General features: G+C 71.2%; 11 protein-coding genes. 1 reads left to right on the plus strand and 10 read right to left on the minus strand.

From position 1 onward, the window contains the following. Positions 1–119 precede the first annotated feature (119 nt). From ACVW19_RS10935 to ACVW19_RS10945, 3 genes are all read right to left on the minus strand, one after another. Positions 120–4274: an Rne/Rng family ribonuclease gene (locus ACVW19_RS10935; protein ID WP_457458785.1), complete on the minus strand. Its 4155-nt coding sequence runs from the start codon at positions 4272–4274 to the stop codon at positions 120–122. Between the two features lie 261 nt (positions 4275–4535). After that, a complete protein-coding gene (locus tag ACVW19_RS10940; RefSeq protein ID WP_457458786.1) occupies positions 4536–5312 on the minus strand; it encodes a TIGR03936 family radical SAM-associated protein in 777 nt (258 codons plus the stop codon). Positions 5313–5360: 48 nt separating this feature from the next. Continuing rightward, complete coding sequence (locus ACVW19_RS10945) at positions 5361–6482, minus strand: hypothetical protein (RefSeq protein ID WP_457458788.1); 1122 nt, start codon at positions 6480–6482, stop codon at positions 5361–5363. Positions 6483–6661: 179 nt separating this feature from the next. Here ACVW19_RS10945 and ACVW19_RS10950 point away from each other — a divergent pair, with 179 nt between their 5' ends. Beyond that, a complete protein-coding gene (locus ACVW19_RS10950; protein ID WP_457458790.1) occupies positions 6662–7621 on the plus strand; it encodes an ion transporter in 960 nt (319 codons plus the stop codon). Between the two features lie 128 nt (positions 7622–7749). Here ACVW19_RS10950 and ACVW19_RS10955 read toward each other — a convergent pair whose 3' ends face one another. From ACVW19_RS10955 to ACVW19_RS10985, 7 genes are all read right to left on the minus strand, one after another. Further along, positions 7750–9699 (minus strand): TIGR03960 family B12-binding radical SAM protein, encoded by a 1950-nt coding sequence (locus ACVW19_RS10955; protein WP_457458792.1) that lies wholly within the window; start codon positions 9697–9699, stop codon positions 7750–7752. A 76-nt stretch (positions 9700–9775) separates the two neighbouring features. Continuing rightward, positions 9776–11332 carry a CYTH and CHAD domain-containing protein gene (locus tag ACVW19_RS10960; protein ID WP_457458793.1) on the minus strand — a complete coding sequence of 519 codons (1557 nt, stop codon included), beginning with the start codon at positions 11330–11332 and terminating at the stop codon, positions 9776–9778. 94 nt (positions 11333–11426) lie between these two features. Continuing rightward, positions 11427–12629 (minus strand): rod shape-determining protein RodA, encoded by a 1203-nt coding sequence (gene rodA, locus ACVW19_RS10965; protein ID WP_457458795.1) that lies wholly within the window; start codon positions 12627–12629, stop codon positions 11427–11429. Then, on the minus strand, positions 12626–14911 hold the full coding sequence (gene mrdA, locus ACVW19_RS10970) for a penicillin-binding protein 2 (protein WP_457458797.1): 2286 nt from the start codon (positions 14909–14911) through the stop codon (positions 12626–12628). Before mrdA ends, rodA begins: the two co-directional genes overlap by 4 nt. 86 nt (positions 14912–14997) lie before the next feature. After that, entirely contained in the window at positions 14998–15663 is a 666-nt protein-coding gene (mreD, locus tag ACVW19_RS10975; protein WP_457458799.1) for a rod shape-determining protein MreD, read from the minus strand. Between the two features lie 13 nt (positions 15664–15676). Beyond that, the gene (gene mreC / locus ACVW19_RS10980) at positions 15677–16618 is read right to left on the minus strand and encodes a rod shape-determining protein MreC (protein WP_457458801.1); all 942 of its coding nucleotides are present in this window, start codon (positions 16616–16618) and stop codon (positions 15677–15679) included. A 245-nt stretch (positions 16619–16863) separates the two neighbouring features. Next, positions 16864–17883 carry a rod shape-determining protein gene (locus tag ACVW19_RS10985; RefSeq protein WP_109379091.1) on the minus strand — a complete coding sequence of 340 codons (1020 nt, stop codon included), beginning with the start codon at positions 17881–17883 and terminating at the stop codon, positions 16864–16866. Positions 17884–18003 lie beyond the last annotated feature (120 nt).

Consider the following 18003-nt stretch of genomic DNA (forward strand, 5'->3'; position numbering starts at 1 on the left):
GATCCGCTGCGAAAAGAATGTGATGCACCGACGTCAGGGGCACGACGAAGCGCGGGACACCGGTGGTTCCGGTGTCCCGCGCTTCGTCGGTGTGTGCCACCCCTGAGGGCGGCTCCTGATCAGTCCTCCGTCGACGCCGTGACCGAGGGCGAGGGCTGCTGGGCCGCTGCCGCGGCCTTCTTCGCCGTCGTCCTCTTCGCGGCCGTCTTGGTGGTCTTGGCCGCGGCCTTCTTGGCCGTCGTCTTCTTGGCGACGGTCTTCTCCGCAGCCGTCTTCTTGGCGACGGTCTTCTTCGCCACCGTCTTCTTGGCCACCACCTTCTTCGTGGCGGCCTTCTTCGCCGTGGCCTTCTTGGCCGCCGTGCGGGCGGTCTTCTTGGCCGGAGCCGCCTCGTCGGCGGCTGCCTCGGCGGCTTCCTCGGCGGGCTCCGTCGCGGTGACGGCCGCTGCTGCCTCGTCCGCCGGGGCCGTCTCCGCCGCCGGGGCCGACGGGACGACCACGACGGCCGCCTCCTCGGACGCGGTGGACACGGTGGGCTTGCGCACCGCACGGCGGCGCGGGCGGGGCGGTGCGGCGGTCTCGGCGGCCGGCGCGGACGCCTCGGCCGGGGGCTGCTCAGCCACCGGCTCCGGCGTCTGCTCAGGCGCCGCGGGGGCGGTGTCCGCCGTGGCTGCGGTGTCTGCGATCGTCACCACCGCGGCCTGCGCACCCGCCGGAGAACCGGCCGGCGCGGACGCCTTGCGGGTGGCCCGGCGACGCGTGCGGCCCTGGGGAGCGGCCTCCTCGGCGGGCGCCGCCGCGGCGGTGGGCGCCTCGACGACCGGGTCCTCGGCGGCGGCCGGCACGGCGTGCGCCTCGGCGGCCGACTCCGGCTGGACCGGGCGTGCGGTCTCCTCGGCGGCCGTCGTGTCCTGAGCCGTCGGCACCTGCGCGCCGGACCCGTCGGGCCCGGACCCGTCGGCGGCCGCGGCGGCGGCAGCCGGCTCGCGCCGGGGCTGCTCGCGCCTCGGCGCACCAGCCGGGGCCGAGGCCCGGCGGCTCACCCGGCGGCGGGTACGTCCGCGCGTGGCCGCGGCCTCCGCCTCGGCGGCGCTGCTGTACAGCTCCTCGTCCGGGGTGTACTCCGGGGCGGGAAGCGCGACCGGCTCGGCGGCCTCGGCTGCGACCTCGGCCTCCGTCTCCGACTCCGCTTCCGCCTCCTGCTCCGCCGTCGGGACGACGTCGGCCTCGTGCTCGTGGAGGTGCTCCCCGGCACCGGCCCGCGCCCGCTTCCTGCGCTTGCCGCCGCCACCGGCGGAGGTGGGCTGGTCCAGGTGGACGACGACACCGCGCCCGTTGCAGTGGACGCACGTCTCCGAGAACGACTCCAGCAGGCCCTGGCCGACCCGCTTGCGGGTCATCTGCACCAGGCCCAGCGAGGTCACCTCGGCGACCTGGTGCTTCGTACGGTCCCGGCCCAGGCACTCCAGCAGGCGCCTCAGCACCAGGTCCCGGTTGGACTCCAGGACCATGTCGATGAAGTCGATGACGATGATGCCGCCGAGGTCGCGCAGCCGCAGCTGGCGCACGATCTCCTCGGCCGCCTCCAGGTTGTTCCTGGTGACCGTCTCCTCGAGGTTGCCGCCCTGACCGGTGAACTTGCCGGTGTTGACGTCGATGACGACCATCGCCTCGGTCCGGTCGATCACCAGCGAACCGCCGCTGGGCAGCCAGACCTTGCGGTCGAGCGCCTTGGCGAGCTGCTCGTCGATCCGGTACGTGGCGAAGACGTCGACCTCGCTGGTCCACCTCTGCAGCCGGTCGGCCAGGTCCGGCGCGACGTGCGCGACGTACCCGTGGATGGTCTCCCATGCCTCGTCGCCGCTGACGACGACCTTGGAGAAGTCCTCGTTGAAGATGTCCCGCACGACCCGGACGGTCATGTCCGGCTCGCCGTACAGCAGCGACGGCGCGCTCGAGCTGCCACCGCTCTTGGACTTCTTCTTGATCTCCTCCCACTGCGCCTGCAGCCGCTCGACGTCACGGCGCAGCTCGTCCTCGCTCGCGCCCTCGGCGGCGGTGCGCACGATGACACCCGCGTCCTCGGGGACGACCTTCTTGAGGATGGTCTTCAGCCGGGCCCGCTCGGTGTCGGGCAGCTTGCGGCTGATGCCGGTCATCGAACCCTCGGGGACGTACACGAGGTAGCGGCCCGGGAGGGAGACCTGGCTGGTCAGACGGGCACCCTTGTGCCCGATCGGGTCCTTCGTCACCTGGGCGAGGACCGACTGGCCCGACTTCAGCGCGGCCTCGATCCGACGCGGGCCGTTGGCCATGCCCAGTGCCTCGAAGTTGACCTCACCGGCGTAGAGCACGGCGTTGCGGCCCTTGCCGATGTCGATGAACGCGGCCTCCATCGACGGCAGCACGTTCTGCACCTTGCCGAGGTACACGTTGCCGACGTACGAGGTCGCCTGCTCCTTGTTGACGTAGTGCTCGACGAGCACCCCGTCCTCCAGGACGCCGATCTGCGTACGGTCGCCGTACTGCCGGACCACCATGACGCGCTCGACGGCCTCACGGCGGGCCAGGAACTCGGCCTCGGTGATGATCGGGACACGCCGGCGGCCCTGCTCACGGCCTTCCCGGCGGCGCTGCTTCTTCGCCTCCAGGCGGGTGGAGCCCTTGATGGACTGCACCTCGTCCGACGGCTCGACGGGCCTGCGCGGTTCGCGGACCTTGACGACGGTGCGCTCGGGGTCGTCGGTGGAGGTCTCGGCCTCGCCTCCGCTGTCCCCGGCCCGGCGACGCCGGCGACGACGGCGCCGGCTGCTGCTGGAGCCGCCCGCGGTGCCCGCCTCGTCGCGGTCCTCGGCCGACTCGTCGTCGTGCTCCGCGTCGTCGGCGGACTGGTCCGCGTCGTCCTCGGCGTCGTGCTCGGCGCCGGTGCCCTCGGTGTCGTCCCCGGACTCGCCGCCCTCGGCGTCCGTCTCGGCGGACTCGCCGCGCCTGCGGCGACGGCCACCGCGACGACGGCGCCGGCGGGAACCGGCCCCTTCGCTCTCGTCGTGGTCGTCGCTCTCGTCGTGGTCGTCGTCGGAGGGGCCCTCCGACGACTCCTCGGCGTGCTCCGCCTCGTCGGCGGACCGGTCCTCGTCGTCCTCGACGCGGGCGGTGACAGCGGCCGGGGCCGCGTCGGTCTCGTCCGCCGCGCCCCGACGGCGACGGCGGCGGCGCGAGGCGGTGGGCTGCTCCTCCGGGAGCTCCTCGATCTCCTCCGGCTGCTCGGGCTCCGGCGTACCGGCGGCTTCGGCGGCCGCTTCGGCGGCGGCCCGCTCCGGCGTCTGGAACTGGGGCTCGGTGAACACCGGAGCCTGGAAGACGGCGACGGCGGGACGGGCGGGGCGCCTCGACGTCCCGGTCTCGGCCCCGGTCGCGGCGGATCCGGTGACCGGCCGGGCGGGCTCGGCGAACCCGGCGGCGGCCTTGCGGACCGCGCGGCGACGGCGGCGCGGAGCGGCGTCGTCCGCGGCGGGCTCGGCGGGTGTCTCGGAGGTCGCGGTCTGCCCGGTGGGCTCGGTCACGGGAGCCTGCGCCTCCTCGGCGGGGGAGGCGGCGGCCTCGGCGGTCGCGGGCGTGGAGACGCTGCGCGAGGCACGGCGTCGGGTACGGCGGGGAGCCGCGTCCTCGGCGGTGTCGGTGTCGGTGATGCCGGCCGTGACAGCAGTGACAGCCGTGTCGGCGGCCTGTGCGGTGCTCGCGGTCGCGGAGCTCTCCGCCGGTTCGGTGGCCTCGGTGACGGTGGCCGTCGGCGAGGTCACACGGCGCGTCGCACGACGGCGCGCACGCGGCGGGGCGGCGTCCCCGGCGGGCTCGGCAGCCGGAGCGGCCTGAGCAGCGGGGGTCTCGGCCGTCGGTACGACGGTCTCGGCGGCCTCCGTCGACGTCGGTGTCCCGGCGGGCGAGGTCGAGCGGCGCACCACACGGCGACGCCGGGGCGGAGCGGCGGTGTCCGTGGCGGCCGGTGCTTCCTCCCGGGCGGCCGTCGGCTGCGCGGTGGCCTCGGCCTCGGCGCCCTCCTCGGCCGCGAGCTCGTCGTTCTCGTCGAGCGGCTCTGCGGGCTCAGGGGACTCGGCGGCCGGTATGGCCGACGTGACCGTCTCGGCCTCCGTGCCGGTGCCCGCCGTGGGCGGACCGGCCGGACGGGACGCGGCACGTCGCCGTCGACGCGGCGGCAGGGTGTCGCTGGGGCTGTTCGGTTCGGAGCCCTCTGTGGGCTCGGTCGGTTCGAGCATGCGGGGGTTTCTCCCGTCAGGCTCCCGGGCGCCGCACCCGGTCCGGCGATGCCGGTGACGTCCGCGGCTCGCGCGAAGCGCGGTTGCCGCCGTCCGGGGCGCGGGCGCCGCACGGGAACTCTCTGTGTCCTGTCTCACCGGTTCCGTACACCGAATGCGCACGGCCTGGCGAAAGTCTTGTGGTGGGTGCGCTGCCCGACCCAGGTGGCTCCCGAGGTACGAGGGCGGCGCTACGACGTCCGTCCCTACGCGGGACCTTCCTTACACCGGCGCCGTCGCGGCGGCAGTGGCACCGGCCGGATGCGGCTCGGTCGCTGCTGCCTCGCGGTCGGGCGCGAGCGGGTCGGTCACCGTGCCGGTCTCTTCATCGAGCAGCCCCTGCGCCAGCCTGGTCACCGCTGCGGGGACCGGCGGCGCCAGATCGGCCACGGCGCGGAGACCGGACAGGACGTCGTCGGGTCGAACGGCAGGCGTCACGTGCCGAACAACCAGCCGCAGTATCGCACAGGGCTGGCCGGTCGGCCTATCAGCCGACGAAGGGGGCGTTTCCAGGCTTTCCAGAACCACGACCGCGGAACGGGTGTCGAACGTGCGCATCCCGTTCTTCGTCCGGCGCTGCACCTCGACGGTACCGGCCGCGTTGAAGGCGTCCACCGCTCGGCGGGCCTCCTCCCGGTCGACACCGGCCAGCCGCAGCACCCACACCGAGGCCGTGAGCCGGTCGGCGAGCCCCGAGGTACGGGCCTCGGCCGCCTCGGTGATGTCGAGCCCGGGGGGCAGTGACTCGTCGAGGAGGGCTCTGATCCGCTCCGGATCCCGCGCCTGGGTGAGCGCGATCTCCAGGTACTCCGCCTCACTGCCCGTGCCGGTGGGTGCGGCATTGGCGTACGACACCTTCGGGTGCGGCGTGAACCCCGCCGAGTACGCCATCGGCACCTCGGCACGGCGCAACGCGCGCTCGAAGGCACGCTGGAAGTCACGGTGGCTGGTGAACCGGAGGCGGCCGCGCTTGGTGTAGCGCAGTCGAATGCGCTGCACCGCGGGTGCGGGCGGCGGGCCTTCGGGCTGTCGCTTGCCCAGTGTCGTTCAGTCCTTCGTGAGAGCGGTTGTGCTGCTACCAAGAGTACGCGTCTCACCGCCGATAGGTTCCCGTCGGTCCGTGAGCACCGGCTCCCCCTGTTCTCCGAGGAACATCCGGCGGGCATCGGCACGGGCCCGCCGTACCGACGCGCGGGCGGCGGCGAGGGACCGCCGTACGGCCCTTCCCACGGCGCGCCCGGCCTCGGCGGCGGGCCGCAGCACCGCGTCCCGCACCATGTGCCCCACCGGTGTCAGCACACGCGCGTACGTCCACCGCGCGGGCTCCACGACGGTCCACCGCACCAGGGTGCCCAGGAACCGCCACACCGCGAGCGAGACGTACCCGGCGACCCGCCAGGCATGCCCGAGGGCGTTGCCGATCTCCCGCGCGACGACGGCGAGCACCCGCCCGACCGGCACCAGAACCCAGCGCCACACGGCGAGCAGGGGCAGCACGAGCAGGATCCGGGTGATCCAGTACAGCCCCGTACCGATACCGGTGACGAGCATGCCCGCCAGCCGTGCCAGCCCTTTCACGCACCGGGCGACGGCCTGTCCGACGGGCGTGAGCACCCACCTGTACAGCCACGCACAGGGCACGACGACCAGGTACCGCGTGAGCCGGGCGAGGGCCGCGAACACCCCGAGCCCGATCGCGGCCGACACGGCAGCGACCCCGCGCAGCACCCACATCACTCCGTGCCCGAAGGGCGTCAGCACGCGCACGTACAGCCACACCAGCGCGTGCCCGAGCGGAACGAGCACACAGCGGTACAGCCACCCGGCGGGAACGACGATCACCAGGTTCCCGAGCCAGGCGAGCGCCTTGCCGAGCGGCACGAGGCCATATCGCCACAGCCCCACCAGCGGCCACACGAACACCGCTCGCCCTACCCACCACAGCGCCCGCCCGAGCGGCCGGAACACGGCACGGTCCAGCCACCGCACGGCGGCGACACACCCGTCCCACACCATCCGCACCGGCAGCACCACGAGGAACACGAAGATCCGCACCGGCAGGCGGATCGCCACCACCAGACACCCCTCACCCGCCGCCTCCGGCCGCCGCGGCGAAGACGGATGTGCGGGCGGCGCCGGTCTCCCGGCGTCCTGCTTCTCCAGATCCATGCAGGGGAGGACGCCCCGGCAGGCCGTTCGGATGCACCGGCACCGCCCCGCCCGCACGAACACCCGTGAATCTACAATGCTGTAGAAATCAGCTCTGGAGTGTCACCGCCGCGCGAACCCGCCGGCCCGTCCGTGCCACGGGCATGGCGCGCGGCACGAAGGAGCAGATACAGCACGACATGAACGACCACCCTGCCCCCACGGGCGCCACGTCCCGGCCCCTCCGTCACGCCCTGGCGGAGAGAGCCCGCGCCGTCACCGAAGCCCGCTGGTTCGCCCTCACCGTCTTCACCCTGATCCTCACCAACGCGGCCCTGCTGGGAGCCGAGACCTACAGCGGGCTCTCCAGGGACTGGCACCACGGGTTACGCCTCGCCGAGCACCTCTGCCTCGTCGCCTTCACCGTCGAGATAGCCCTGCGCGCCTGCGCCCACGCGGACCGCCCCCGCGACTTCTTCCGCGACCCCTGGAACCTCTTCGACCTGGCCGTCGTCGCCTGCGCCTTCCTGCCCCTCGTCCGCGAGAACACCACCGTCCTGCGGCTCCTGCGCCTCGCCCGCGTCCTGCGCACCGCCCGCTTCCTCCCCCAGCTGCGGATCGTCTTCGTCGCGGTGGCCCGCAGCCTGCCGGGCACCGTCAGCTTCCTCCTGGTGGGCGCGCTCCTGCTCTACGTCTACGCCATGGTCGGCTGGGTCTTCTTCAGCGAGGCGGACCCCGGCCAGTTCGGCTCCATCGGCCGCGCCGTCCTCACCCTCTTCCTGCTGATGACCCTGGACGGCCTCGGTGACGCCGTCCACGCGGGCCTGGAGATCTCCCGCTGGAGCATCGTCTACTACGCCTCCTACGTACTGTTCGCCTCGTTCGTCCTGGTCAACGTCCTCATCGGGGTGGTCATCAGCTCCCTGGAGGAAGCCCGCGAACTGGAACGCGAACACTCCCCCGCCCCCGAAGCACCCTCGGCCCCCGCCCCGGACCCCGCCGTGGACCTGCGCACCCGCATCGCCATCGCCAGAAGGGCCCTGGACGACCTGGAAGCCGCCCTCCCGCCCCTCCAACCCCTCCAACCCCTCCAACCCCTCCAACCCCTCCAACCCCTCCAACCCGAGCATGCCTCCACACCCGACACGGCCCGGCCGTAACACCGCATCCGTCGCAGGCCGCGAACGCCGACGGGCCCACTCCGCGTTCCGGAGTGGGCCCACCGAACGTCTCAGGACGACGGCTCAGGCCCCCGCACCACTGGGAGCGGGCGCCGCGTGCCGCACGGTCAGGCCGTGTTCTTCACCGTCAGGGGAAGCAGCTTCTTACCAGTCGGTCCGATTTGAATACTGGTGTCCATCTGAGGACACACCCCGCAGTCGAAGCAGGGGGTCCAGCGGCAGTCCTCGACCTCGGTCTCGTCGAGGGCGTCCTGCCAGTCCTCCCAGAGCCAGTCCTTGTCGAGGCCGGAGTCGAGGTGGTCCCAGGGGAGGACCTCCTCGTAGGAGCGTTCGCGGGTGGTGTACCAGTCGACGTCCACGCCGTACTGCGCCAGGGCCTTGTCGGCGCAGCCCATCCAGCGGTCGTAGGAGAAGTGCTCGCGCCAGCCGTCGAAGCGGCCGCCGTCCTCGTAGACCGCTCGGATGACCGCGCCGACGCGGCGGTCGCCGCGGGAGAGGAGGCCTTCGACGATGCCGGGCTTGCCGTCGTGGTAGCGGAAGCCGATGGAGCGGCCGTACTTCTTGTCGCCGCGGATCTTGTCGCGCAGCTTGGTCAGGCGGGCGTCCGTCTCCTCGGCCGACAGCTGCGGTGCCCACTGGAAGGGGGTGTGCGGCTTGGGGACGAAGCCGCCGATGGAGACGGTGCAGCGGATGTCGCCCGAGCCGGAGACCTCGCGGCCCTTCTGGATGACGTTCATCGCCATGTCGGCGATCTGGAGGACGTCGTCGTCGGTCTCGGTGGGCAGGCCGCACATGAAGTAGAGCTTCACCTGGCGCCAGCCGTTGCCGTAGGCCGTGGCGACGGTCCTGATCAGGTCGTCCTCCGAGACCATCTTGTTGATGACCTTGCGCATGCGCTCCGAGCCGCCCTCGGGGGCGAAGGTCAGGCCGGAGCGGCGGCCGTTGCGGGTCAGTTCGTTGGCCAGGTCGACGTTGAAGGCGTCGACCCGGGTGGAGGGGAGGGAGAGGCCGATCTTGTCCTCTTCGTAGCGGTCGGCGAGGCCCTTGGCGATGTCGCCGATCTCCGAGTGGTCGGCGGAGGAGAGGGAGAGCAGGCCGACCTCTTCGAAGCCGGTGGCCTTCAGGCCCTTCTCGACCATGTCGCCGATGCCGGTGATGGAGCGCTCGCGCACCGGGCGGGTGATCATGCCGGCCTGGCAGAAGCGACAGCCGCGGGTGCAGCCGCGGAAGATCTCCACGGACATGCGTTCGTGGACCGTCTCGGCGAGCGGGACGAGGGGCTGCTTGGGGTAGGGCCACTCGTCGAGGTCCATCACCGTGTGCTTGGAGACGCGCCACGGGACGCCCGACTTGTTCGGTACGACGCGGGCGATCCGGCCGTCGGGGAGGTACTCGACGTCGTAGAAGGCGGGGACGTACACGCCGCCGGTCTTCGCCAGGCGGAAGAGGAGTTCCTCGCGGCCGCCGGGGCGGCCCTCCTCCTTCCAGGCGCGGATGATCCGGGTGATCTCCAGGACGGCCTGCTCGCCGTCGCCGATGACGGCGCAGTCGATGAAGTCGGCGATCGGCTCGGGGTTGAAGGCGGCGTGGCCGCCGGCCACGACGATCGGGTCGTCCGGGCCGCGGTCCTTGGCCTCCAGCGGGATGCCGGACAGGTCCAGGGCGGTGAGCATGTTGGTGTAGCCGAGCTCCGTGGAGAAGCTCAGGCCGAACACGTCGAAGGCCTTGACCGGGCGGTGGCTGTCGACCGTGAACTGCGGGACGGCGTGCTCCCGCATCAGTTCCTCCAGGTCCGGCCAGACGCTGTAGGTGCGCTCGGCGAGGACGCCGTCCTGCTCGTTGAGCACCTCGTAGAGGATCATGACGCCCTGGTTGGGCAGTCCGACCTCGTACGCGTCGGGGTACATGAGGGCCCAGCGGACATCGCAGCTGTCCCAAGGCTTGACCGTGGAGTTGAGCTCTCCGCCGACGTACTGGATCGGCTTCTGCACATGCGGGAGCAGCGCTTCGAGCTCCGGGAACACAGACTCGGCGGCCACGGCGGCTTCGGCAGGCATCTCGGGAACCTTTGTGTGCTGGCTGGGGCTCCCCCGGCCGGAGGCTGGGGGAGGGTGACCATCCAGCCTAACCGCTTCAGAAGGCGGCGGATTTTCTGATCGGCGTCCAGGTTTCCGGGAGGGCGTTCTCGGTGATCTCCGCGCGCCGCTCCTCGCGTCCGTACAGCACCCCGTACGTGAAGTCGCTCTCCCCCACCGCGTGGGCGACGGCGGCGAGTTCGCTCAGGGTCTTGCGGGCCATGACGCTGTCCTGGTGGTCGCCGAGCAGGCCTTGGAGGGACTTCATGCTCTTGACCAGGTCCTTGGCGGGATCGTCGAGGGCCGGGGTGGCGGCCTCGGCGGCGTAGCGGGTGCGCTTGGTCTTCTTGCGGGCCTCGTGCAGGGCGAGGTCGCGTTCGTGGCCGGGCGGGAGGTCCAGGGCCCGGGTGACGAGGCCGGAGAGTTTGTCGAGGTCTTTGCTCACGGCCTTGGCCAGCACCTTGTCCGGGCCGGCCGCGGCCTTCTTCCGCAGGGGCGGGTCGGCCAGCAGGGCGTCGAGGGTGTCGAGCAGGGTGAGGTAGCGGCGGGAGTCGAGGACTCCGGTGACCTTGCCGTGGGCTCCGCGGTGGCCGGTCTCGGACCAGGTGGTCAGTCTGTCGCGTACAGGGCCGTGGACGAGGGTGTCGGGCAGGTCGTCCAGGGCCGTGATGAGGCGCTCGGCGAGGACTTCCTGGTCGCGGTCCAGGCCGAGCTCTCCGGCCAGCCATTTCAGGTCGGTGGCGAGGGGGTCGGTGGTCTTCCGGTCGAGGACGTTGCGGAAGGAGCGGAAGGTGCTGCGCAGGCGGCGGGTGGCGACGCGCATGCGGTGCACGGAGTCGGGTACGTCCTGGCGTACGGCGGGGTCGAGTTCGACGAGGGCGTCCCGCTGGGCGCGGACGTAGGCGAGGACGTGGTCGCCGGCGGTGACGGGTTTGCCCACCGGGCGGCTGCGGTGCTTGCGCTTCGGTGCCGCGGCCGGGGCGGCCGCGGGTGCGGGGGCGGCCTGGGGCGCGTGCGTGGGGGGTGCCGTCTCGGCGAGGGCCCGTGCGAGTTTGGAGGGGGACTTCGAGGGGCGCAGGCCCGCCTTGCGGAGCCGTTTGTCGACCTTGTCGAGGAAGGCGGGGTCGCCGCCGTCGGCGAGTTCGACCTCGATCTCGGTCCACCGGGCGGTGCCGTCGCCGGTGAGGCGTTCGGCGTGCACGGTGTCGACGCTGATCTCGGCGAGGAGCCGGCCGGTGGTGTCGAGGAGGTGGCGTACGTCCCGGTCGGAGCGCAGCCGGACCACGGGACTCAGTGCGGTGCCGCGGACGCGGGAGCGGACGAGCCGGGCGAGGTCCTCCGGGACGGTGTCGGAGAGCGGGGCGTGGATCTCGTCGCGCACTCCGGGGGCGACGGGGAACTTCAGGTGCCAGCCGGCGTCGGAGCCGCCGGTGCGGCGGCGCAGGGTGAGGGAGGCGGCGGCGAGGCGGTGGTCGGCCGTGTCGTAGTAGGTGGCGTCGAGGTGGACGACGCCCTGGTCGGCGATGGACGCCACGCCGGGGACGCCGGTCAGGTCGGGGAGTCCGCTGTCGCCGGACTCGTACTTTCGCTCGATTTCGCGTGTGGTGTCCGCCATAACCCGAACCTATCCGCCAGACCTGGATCTAGTCGTGACCGGTGCGGAGCGGCGGGGCGTTCCGCACCGGTCGTACGGCTGGACAGGCCCGCGGTCACGCGGACAGCGGGCGTTGCAGTCTGATCGACTGCAGGAGGCCCACGGCCAGCCACACCGCGAACATCGACGAGCCGCCGTAGGACACGAACGGCAGGGGCAGGCCGGTGACCGGCATGATGCCGAGGGTCATGCCGATGTTCTCGAAGGTCTGGAAGGCGAACCAGGCGACGATGCCGGCGGCGACGATGGTGCCGTACAGGTCGGTGGTGTCGCGGGCGATGCGGCAGGCGCGCCACAGGATGACGCCGAGCAGGCCGATGATCAGTGCGCCGCCGATGAAGCCGAGTTCCTCCCCGGCGACGGTGAAGACGAAGTCGGTCTGCTGCTCGGGCACGAACTGGCCGGTGGTCTGCGAGCCTTCGAAGAGGCCGGAGCCGGTGAGGCCGCCGGAGCCGATGGCGATGCGGGCCTGGTTGGTGTTGTAGCCGACGCCGGCGGGGTCGAGTTCGGGGTTGGCGAAGGCGGCGAAGCGGTTGATCTGGTACTCGTCGAGGACTCCGAGCTGCCAGACGGTGACGGCGCCGATGGCCCCGGCGCCGATCAGGCCGAAGATCCACCGGTTGGAGGCGCCGGAGGCGAGCAGGACACCGAGCACGATGACGACCATGACCATGACCGAGCCGAGGTCGGGCATCAGCATCACGATCAGCATGGGGACGACGGCCAGCCCCAGGGCCTGGAGGACCGTGCGGTGGTCGGGGTAGGGCTTGTCCCCGGCGTCGACCCGTGCCGCGAGCAGCACGGCCATGCCCAGGATGATGGTGAGCTTCACGAACTCCGAGGGCTGGAGCGAGAAGCCTCCGCCGAGCTTGATCCAGGAGTGGGCGCCGTTGATGGTGGAGCCCAGCGGGGTGAGCACCAGCAGGATCAGGAAGACCGAGGCGCCGTAGAGGACCGGTACGGCGGTGCGCAGGGCGCGGTGGCCGAGCCAGAGCATGGCGATCATCAGGGCCAGGCCGATGCCGGTGTTCAGCCAGTGCCGGACCAGGAAGTAGTACGGGTCGCCCTGGTTGAGCTCGGTGCGGTTGCGGGTCGCCGAGTAGACCAGGAGGGAGCCGAGCAGCGACAGGGCGATCGCCGACAGCAGTATCGGCCAGTCGAGTCGCCGGGCCGGGGAGTCGCGGGCGAAGAGCCGCGTCCAGCCGGCCCGCTCGGGTCCGTAGCCGGAGACGTGGAAGCTGTTGACTCCGCCGGTCATGGCGCCGTCCTTCGGCCTGCCGTGCGGCGCGCCCGGCCGGCGCTCCGTCGTGCGTCCCGGCGGCGGGTGTCGCGGTTGGCGGGCGGGGGTGTGTTCACGGTCGCGCCCTGGTCCTGGCCGTCGGGGGCCGTCCCGCCTTCCTCGGTCTCGGCCTCCTCGGTGGCCCGCAGGTCCTTGGCCGGGTCCTTGGAGATCTTCGGGGAGGTGATGGTGCCGTCCGTCCTGACCTTGGGCAGCGTCTTCTGCGGGGTGGGCAGCAGTGCCTTCTTCTTGTCGATCTCGCCGTCCGGGGAGACTCCGTACAGCGCGTTGTAGACGTTGCGCACGGCGGGGCCCGAGGCGCCGGAGCCGGTGCCGCCCTGGGAGATCGTCATGACGATCGAGTAGTCCTTGGTGTAGGTCGCGAACCACGAGGTGGTCTGCTTGCCGTGGACCTCGGCGGTACCGGTCTTGGCGTGCATCGGGATCTCGTCCTGCGGCCAGCCGCCGAACCGCCAGGCGGCGGTACCGCGGGTGGCGACTCCCTCGAGGGCTCCGTCTATGGCGTTGAGGGTCTTCTTCGTCATCGGCAGTTTGCCGTGCGCCTTGGGTTCGATCTCCGTGACCTGCTTGCCGTCGGGGCTGATGACGGCCTTGCCGACGGTGGGGTTGTAGAGGGTGCCGCCGTTGGAGAGGGCCGCGTAGACGGTGGCCATCTGGATGGGGGTGACGAGGGTGTCGCCCTGGCCGATGGAGTAGTTGACGGAGTCACCGGCGCGCAGTCGGTTGCCTTCGAGGCAGTTCTCGTAGGCGATGCGCTCGACGTAGCTGCCGTCCTTCTTGCCGGACTTGCACCAGGCGTCCTTGTTGGCCTTCCAGTAGTCGGCCTTCCACTGGCGGTCGGGGACGCGGCCGGTGACCTCGTTGGGCAGGTCGATGCCGGTCAGCTCACCGAGGCCGAACTGGTGGGAGGTCTTGTAGAACCAGTCCTTGGCGTTCTTCTTCGGCTTGTTGCCGCCGTCGCGCTTCCACTCCTCGTGGGCGAGCCGGTAGAAGACGGTGTCGCAGGAGACTTCGAGGGCTCGGCCGAGGCTGATGCCGCCGAAGCTCTGGGATTCGAAGTTCTTGAAGACCTGGCCGCCGATGGAGTACGAGCTGGAGCACTCGTAGGGACCCTCGAAGGAGTAGCCGGCGTTGATCGCGGCGGCCGTCGGGACGACCTTGAAGATGGAGCCGGGTGCCGACACGCCCTGGATGGCGCGGTTCAGCAGCGGGTAGTTGGACTTCTTGCCGGTGAGCTTGGCGTAGTCCTTGCCGGAGATGCCGCCCACCCAGGCGTTGGGGTCGTAGCTCGGGTTGGAGGCCATGGCGACGACGCGGCCGGTCTTGGCCTCCATGACGACGATGGCCCCGGAGTCGGCCTCGTAGAGGCGGTTGGTGTTGCGGTCCATCTCCTTGCGGGCCTGCTTCATCGCCTCGTTCAGCTCGTACTCGGCGACCCGCTGGACGCGGGCGTCGATGCTGGTGACGAGGTTGGCGCCGGGCTGGGCGGGGTCGGCCTGCGCCTCGCCGATGACGCGGCCGAGGTTGTCGACCTCGTAGCGGGTGACGCCCGCCTTGCCGCGCAACTGCTTGTCGTACTCGCGTTCCAGGCCGGAGCGGCCGACCTGGTCGGAGCGCAGATAGGGCGAGTCGGAGTCCTGGGCCTCCTGGAGTTCCTCGTCGGTGACGGGTGAGAGGTAGCCGAGGACCTGGGCGGTGTTGGCCTGCCCGGGGGCCGCGTACCGGCGTACGGCCTGGGGCTCGGCGCTGATGCCGGGGAAGTCCTCGGCACGCTCGCGGATCTGCAGGGCCTGCTTGGCGGTGGCCTCGTCGGTGATGGGGATGGGCTGGTACGGCGATCCGTTCCAGCAGGGCTGGGGGGTCTTGGCGTCACACAGCCGGACCTTCTCCATGACCTCCTTGGTGGGCATGCCGAGGACGCCGGCGAGCTTGGTGAGGACGGCCTTGCCGTCGTCCCGCATCTTCAGGAGTTCGGTGCGGGAGGCGGAGACGACAAGCCGGGTCTCGTTGTCGGCGAGGGCCACTCCGCGGGCGTCCAGGATGGAGCCGCGGACCGCGGGCTGGACGACCTGCTGCACGTGGTTGCCGGAGGCCTTCTTCGCGTACTCGGCGCCCTCGCGGATCTGGAGGTACCACAGGCGCCCGCCCAGGGTGCCGAGGAGGGAGAGGACGAGGACCTGGATGACGACGAGCCGGATCTGGACCCTTGGGCTGCGCCCGGTCTCGGGGATGTTAGTCATGGGCGCAGCCCATTCCGTTGAGGGTGGTGGTGGGAGACGGGTGGGGGGTCACGCGGTTTCCTCCCCCTCGGTGAGGTTCTGCGATGTCACAGGCGCTTTACCCCCTTGATGCGGCCGGCCCGCGCCACCCGCGCCCGCGCCGCCTTCGCCCTCAGGCCCCGCTGGGCGCCGATGCGCAGCCCGGTGCCGCCCGAGCTCCAGCCGGAGGCGATGTCACCGGACTTGGCGGAACTGTTCTCGGCGAGTGGATCGTTCTCGGCTCGCCGGGCCAGGGCCATGACCCCGGGGACGACGAAGGGGGCGAGCAGCAGGTCGTACAGGGCCGCGCTGAGGAGCAGTCCGCCGAGGCCGACGTTGCGGGCCGCGGTGTCGCCGACGAGGGCGCCGACACCGGCGTAGAGCAGGGTGGTGCCGACGGCCGCGGCGACCACCACGGCCATCGGGCCGGTCGCCGATCTCACCTGGCCGCTCTCGGGCTTGACCAGCCCGGCGAGGTAGCCGACGACGCACAGCACGAGGGCGTAGCGGCCGACGGCGTGGTCGGCGGGCGGGGCCAGGTCGGCGAGGAGTCCGGCGGCGAAGCCGATGAGGGAGCCGCCGACGTGGCCGTAGACCAGGGCGAGGCCGAGGACCGTCAGGAGGAGCAGGTCGGGGACGGCGCCCGGGAGATGGAGGCGGGCGAGGACGCTCACCTGGATCACCAGGGCCACCACGACCAGTGAGCTGGAGAGCAGGATCCGGTTGACGCGCATGGGGTGACAGCTCCTACTGCTCTTGCTGGTCCTGGCCGCCGGCCGGGGCTGACGGGGTGACGGTCACCGTGACGGTCGGCGTGGGCGTGGGTTTCGGCTTCTTGGGCAGCACCGTGTCGCGCGGGTCCTTCTCGGGGGCCTGGACGACCACACCGACGACGTCGAGCTTGGTGAAGCCGACGAACGGCGTGACGTAGAGGGTGCGGGTGAGGTCACCGCCGGAGGGGTCGACCCGGGAGACGGTGCCGACGGGGACGCCGGGCACGAACGGCTTGTCGGCCTGTGAGCCGAAGGTGACCAGCCGGTCGCCCTTCTTGATCTCGGCCTTGCCGTTGAGGAGTTCGACGCGCAGGGGCCGGTCGCCCTGGCCGGAGGCGAAGCCGAGTTCGTCACCGGCCTCCATGCGGGTGCCCACGGTGAAGTCCGGGTCGTTGGCGAGCAGCACGGTGGCGGTGTTCGGGCCGACGGTGGTGACCCGGCCGACGAGTCCGTCGCCGTTGAGGACGGTCATGTCGCGCTTGACGCCGTCGTTGGCGCCGACGTCGATGGTGATGGTCCAGGAGAAGCCCTGGGCCGCTCCTATGGCGATGACCTGGGCGCCCTTGATGCCGTACTGGCCCTGGCCGGCGACCTTCAGCAACCTGTCGAGCTGTTCGGCTCTGCTGCGGTTGCGGTCGTCGCTGCCGAGTTCGGCCTTGAGCGCGGCGTTCTCACGCTCCAGTTCGGCGAGCCGGTCGTGCCGGTCACCGGAGTCGCGGACCGCGGAGACGGCGTTGCCGATCGGGTCGACCGCGCCGGCCACTCCGTTCTCGATCGGGCCGAAGACCGTCGCCGCGGCCTGCCGGGCACCGTCGACCGGTGAATCCTCTCCGCCGCGGATGTCGACCGTGATCAGTGCGAAAGCGGTGGTGATCAGCAGCACCAGGAGCAGCCGGCTCTCTCGTGTGTCCCTCACGTGCGACGGCCGTGCCTTCCTCGTCGAGAACGGGTAGCGAAAACGGGGGTGGTACCGAAGTGGTCGGAAACTGCCGGGAATTACGGGAACCGCGGATCTGACGATCTGCAGAACCACGGTTCTACGGATCTACGGATCTACGGTTCTACGGGCTTGGGAACTACGGGGGGTCAGCTTATGTCTCTATATCAACGATCCGCCGTACGAGAGGAGATCGTCCCGTACGGCGGAATCGAAGAGTCGCGTCATCTGCGCGGCTGGGCGTCCAGCACCTGCTGGAGCGCCTCGAACTCCTCGACGCACTTTCCGGAGCCGAGCGCCACGCTGTCCAGCGGGTCCTCCGCGATGTGGATGGGCATGCCCGTCTCACGGCGCAGCCGCTCGTCCAGACCGCGCAGCAGCGCTCCGCCGCCGGTCAGCACGATGCCCCGGTCCATGATGTCGCCGGACAGCTCCGGCGGGCACTTGTCCAGGGTGGTCTTGACGGCGTCCACGATGGCGTTGACCGGCTCCTCGATCGCCTTGCGCACCTCGTCGGCGGAGATGACCACGGTCTTGGGCAGCCCGGAGACCAGGTCCCGGCCGCGGATCTCGGTGTGTTCGTCGGAGTCGAGGTCGTACGCCGAACCGATCGTGAGCTTGATCTGCTCGGCCGAGCGCTCACCCAGCAGGAGGGAGTACTCCTTCTTGATGTGCTGGATGATCGCGTTGTCCAGTTCGTCGCCCGCGACCCGGATGGACTGGGCGGTGACGATGCCGCCGAGGGAGATGACCGCGACCTCCGTGGTGCCGCCGCCGATGTCCACCACCATGTTGCCCGTGGCCTCGTGGACCGGCAGGCCGGAGCCGATGGCGGCGGCCATGGGCTCCTCGATGATGTGCACCTGGCGGGCGCCGGCCTGGGACGACGCCTCGATGACGGCACGGCGCTCGACACCGGTGATGCCCGAGGGGACACAGACGACGACCCGCGGACGGGCCAGATACCGCCGCTTGTGGATCTTCAGGATGAAGTAGCGGAGCATCCGCTCGGTGATCTCGAAGTCGGCGATGACGCCGTCCTTCAGCGGGCGTACGGCAACGATGTTGCCGGGGGTGCGCCCGATCATCTTCTTCGCCTCGGCCCCGACCGCGAGGATGCCACCGGTATTGGTGTTGATCGCGACGACGGACGGCTCGTTGAGTACGATTCCGCGACCTCTCACGTACACCAGCGTGTTGGCGGTCCCGAGGTCGACAGCCATGTCACGGCCGATGAACGACATAGAGTTCCCCATGAGGATTCGTCTGGCCTTCCCACTGGCTTTTGAGGGCTTTTCAGGTCGGCGAGGTGGGTGCGGTGACGCGAAGGCTTCCATCGTAGACGCGCCTTCGCAAACACTGCG

It is taken from the genome of Streptomyces sp. TE5632 (assembly GCF_054061295.1).

Bases quoted from the DNA above. Each gene is read 5' to 3' on its own strand.
- ACVW19_RS10960 (WP_457458793.1), bottom strand. From the start codon at position 11,332: ATGGCGGACACCACACGCGAAATCGAGCGAAAGTACGAGTCCGGCGAC.
- ACVW19_RS10935 (WP_457458785.1), bottom strand. From the start codon at position 4,274: ATGCTCGAACCGACCGAGCCCACAGAGGGCTCCGAACCGAACAGCCCC.
- rodA (WP_457458795.1), bottom strand. From the start codon at position 12,629: ATGACCGGCGGAGTCAACAGCTTCCACGTCTCCGGCTACGGACCCGAG.
- ACVW19_RS10945 (WP_457458788.1), bottom strand. From the start codon at position 6,482: ATGGATCTGGAGAAGCAGGACGCCGGGAGACCGGCGCCGCCCGCACAT.
- ACVW19_RS10955 (WP_457458792.1), bottom strand. From the start codon at position 9,699: ATGCCTGCCGAAGCCGCCGTGGCCGCCGAGTCTGTGTTCCCGGAGCTC.
- ACVW19_RS10950 (WP_457458790.1), top strand. From the start codon at position 6,662: ATGAACGACCACCCTGCCCCCACGGGCGCCACGTCCCGGCCCCTCCGT.
- mrdA (WP_457458797.1), bottom strand. From the start codon at position 14,911: ATGACTAACATCCCCGAGACCGGGCGCAGCCCAAGGGTCCAGATCCGG.
- mreD (WP_457458799.1), bottom strand. From the start codon at position 15,663: ATGCGCGTCAACCGGATCCTGCTCTCCAGCTCACTGGTCGTGGTGGCC.
- ACVW19_RS10985 (WP_109379091.1), bottom strand. From the start codon at position 17,883: ATGTCGTTCATCGGCCGTGACATGGCTGTCGACCTCGGGACCGCCAAC.